The sequence below is a fragment of the Pseudomonas sp. SWRI51 genome (genome assembly GCF_014268825.1).
Classification (GTDB): domain Bacteria; phylum Pseudomonadota; class Gammaproteobacteria; order Pseudomonadales; family Pseudomonadaceae; genus Aquipseudomonas; species Aquipseudomonas farsensis.
On the sequence record NZ_JABWRG010000164.1, the window covers coordinates 1 to 3,503 of the forward strand.

The following is a 3,503-nucleotide window of genomic DNA, read 5'->3' on the forward strand; positions in this document are numbered from 1 at the left end:
GGGGCCATAGCTCAGCTGGGAGAGCGCCTGCCTTGCACGCAGGAGGTCAGCGGTTCGATCCCGCTTGGCTCCACCACATTTGCTCTACTTGATCAGAACTTAGAAATGAACATTCGTTGATGAATGTTGATTTCTGACTTTTGTCAGATCGTTCTTTAAAAATTCGGATATGTGATAGAAATAGACTGAACACCAGTTTCACTGCTGGTGGATCAGGCTAAGGTAAAATTTGTGTGTAGCGCTGTAAAGCGCAAAGCGAATTTTCGGCGAATGTCGTCTTCACAGTATAACCAGATTGCTTGGGGTTATATGGTCAAGTGAAGAAGCGCATACGGTGGATGCCTTGGCAGTCAGAGGCGATGAAAGACGTGGTAGCCTGCGATAAGCTTTGGGGAGTCGGCAAACAGACTGTGATCCAGAGATCTCTGAATGGGGGAACCCACTCAGCATAAGCTGAGTATCTTGTACTGAATACATAGGTGCAAGAGGCGAACCAGGGGAACTGAAACATCTAAGTACCCTGAGGAAAAGAAATCAACCGAGATTCCCTTAGTAGTGGCGAGCGAACGGGGACCAGCCCTTAAGCTGGTTTGAGATTAGTGGAACGCTCTGGAAAGTGCGGCCATAGTGGGTGATAGCCCCGTACACGAAAATCTCTTGCCAGTGAAATCGAGTAGGACGGAGCACGAGAAACTTTGTCTGAACATGGGGGGACCATCCTCCAAGGCTAAATACTACTGACTGACCGATAGTGAACTAGTACCGTGAGGGAAAGGCGAAAAGAACCCCGGAGAGGGGAGTGAAATAGATCCTGAAACCGTATGCGTACAAGCAGTGGGAGCCTACTTGTTAGGTGACTGCGTACCTTTTGTATAATGGGTCAGCGACTTATATTCAGTGGCGAGCTTAACCGAATAGGGGAGGCGTAGCGAAAGCGAGTCTTAATAGGGCGCTTTAGTCGCTGGGTATAGACCCGAAACCGGGCGATCTATCCATGGGCAGGTTGAAGGTTAGGTAACACTGACTGGAGGACCGAACCGACTACCGTTGAAAAGTTAGCGGATGACCTGTGGATCGGAGTGAAAGGCTAATCAAGCTCGGAGATAGCTGGTTCTCCTCGAAAGCTATTTAGGTAGCGCCTCATGTATCACTGTAGGGGGTAGAGCACTGTTTCGGCTAGGGGGTCATCCCGACTTACCAAACCGATGCAAACTCCGAATACCTACAAGTGCCGAGCATGGGAGACACACGGCGGGTGCTAACGTCCGTCGTGAAAAGGGAAACAACCCAGACCGTCAGCTAAGGTCCCAAAGTCATGGTTAAGTGGGAAACGATGTGGGAAGGCTTAGACAGCTAGGAGGTTGGCTTAGAAGCAGCCACCCTTTAAAGAAAGCGTAATAGCTCACTAGTCGAGTCGGCCTGCGCGGAAGATGTAACGGGGCTCAAACCATGCACCGAAGCTACGGGTATCATCTTATGATGATGCGGTAGAGGAGCGTTCTGTAAGCCTGTGAAGGTGAGTTGAGAAGCTTGCTGGAGGTATCAGAAGTGCGAATGCTGACATGAGTAACGACAATGGGAGTGAAAAACTCCCACGCCGAAAGACCAAGGTTTCCTGCGCAACGTTAATCGACGCAGGGTTAGTCGGTCCCTAAGGCGAGGCTGAAAAGCGTAGTCGATGGAAAACAGGTTAATATTCCTGTACTTCTAGTTATTGCGATGGAGGGACGGAGAAGGCTAGGCCAGCTTGGCGTTGGTTGTCCAAGTTTAAGGTGGTAGGCTGAGATCTTAGGCAAATCCGGGATCTCAAGGCCGAGAGCTGATGACGAGTGCTCATTAGAGCGCGAAGTGGTTGATGCCATGCTTCCAAGAAAAGCTCCTAAGCTTCAGATAACTAGGAACCGTACCCCAAACCGACACAGGTGGTTAGGTAGAGAATACCAAGGCGCTTGAGAGAACTCGGGTGAAGGAACTAGGCAAAATGGCACCGTAACTTCGGGAGAAGGTGCGCCGGCGAGGGTCAAGGACTTGCTCCGTAAGCCCATGCCGGTCGAAGATACCAGGCCGCTGCGACTGTTTATTAAAAACACAGCACTCTGCAAACACGAAAGTGGACGTATAGGGTGTGACGCCTGCCCGGTGCCGGAAGGTTAATTGATGGGGTTAGCGCAAGCGAAGCTCTTGATCGAAGCCCCGGTAAACGGCGGCCGTAACTATAACGGTCCTAAGGTAGCGAAATTCCTTGTCGGGTAAGTTCCGACCTGCACGAATGGCGTAACGATGGCGGCGCTGTCTCCACCCGAGACTCAGTGAAATTGAAATCGCTGTGAAGATGCAGTGTATCCGCGGCTAGACGGAAAGACCCCGTGAACCTTTACTATAGCTTTGCACTGGACTTTGAGCTTGCTTGTGTAGGATAGGTGGGAGGCTTTGAAGTGGGGACGCCAGTTCTCATGGAGCCATCCTTGAAATACCACCCTGGCAACCTTGAGGTTCTAACTCAGGTCCGTTATCCGGATCGAGGACAGTGTATGGTGGGTAGTTTGACTGGGGCGGTCTCCTCCCAAAGAGTAACGGAGGAGTACGAAGGTGCGCTCAGACCGGTCGGAAATCGGTCGTAGAGTATAAAGGCAAAAGCGCGCTTGACTGCGAGACAAACACGTCGAGCAGGTACGAAAGTAGGTCTTAGTGATCCGGTGGTTCTGTATGGAAGGGCCATCGCTCAACGGATAAAAGGTACTCCGGGGATAACAGGCTGATACCGCCCAAGAGTTCATATCGACGGCGGTGTTTGGCACCTCGATGTCGGCTCATCACATCCTGGGGCTGAAGCCGGTCCCAAGGGTATGGCTGTTCGCCATTTAAAGTGGTACGCGAGCTGGGTTTAGAACGTCGTGAGACAGTTCGGTCCCTATCTGCCGTGGACGTTTGAGATTTGAGAGGGGCTGCTCCTAGTACGAGAGGACCGGAGTGGACGAACCTCTGGTGTTCCGGTTGTCACGCCAGTGGCATTGCCGGGTAGCTATGTTCGGAAGAGATAACCGCTGAAAGCATCTAAGCGGGAAACTTGCCTCAAGATGAGATCTCACTGGGATCTTGAATCCCCTAAAGGGCCGTCGAAGACTACGACGTTGATAGGTTGGGTGTGTAAGCGCTGTGAGGCGTTGAGCTAACCAATACTAATTGCCCGTGAGGCTTGACCATATAACACCCAAGCAATTTGCGCGTAAGCCGAATTGTGGTGGTGAAGACGCATGAACCGAAAGTTCGCGGCACACACAGATCACATATCCGAATTCGCTGGGCTGTTCATCTGAACGGACTGGCTACCGAATTTCTTGACGACCATAGAGCATTGGAACCACCTGATCCCATCCCGAACTCAGTAGTGAAACGATGCATCGCCGATGGTAGTGTGGGGTTTCCCCATGTGAGAGTAGGTCATCGTCAAGATTCATTTCGCAAAACCCCTATCTGCGCATGCAGGTAGGGGTTTTGTCTTT

1 tRNA gene and 2 rRNA genes are annotated in these 3,503 nt (G+C 51.4%); all 3 read left to right on the top strand.

Going from position 1 to position 3,503, the window contains the following annotated elements:
* Positions 1-76 (top strand) — tRNA-Ala (locus HU720_RS23770).
* A 235-nt stretch (positions 77-311) separates the two neighbouring features.
* Positions 312-3,204 (top strand): 23S ribosomal RNA (locus HU720_RS23775).
* A 133-nt stretch (positions 3,205-3,337) separates the two neighbouring features.
* Positions 3,338-3,453, top strand: a 5S ribosomal RNA gene (rrf, locus tag HU720_RS23780).
* Positions 3,454-3,503 lie beyond the last annotated feature (50 nt).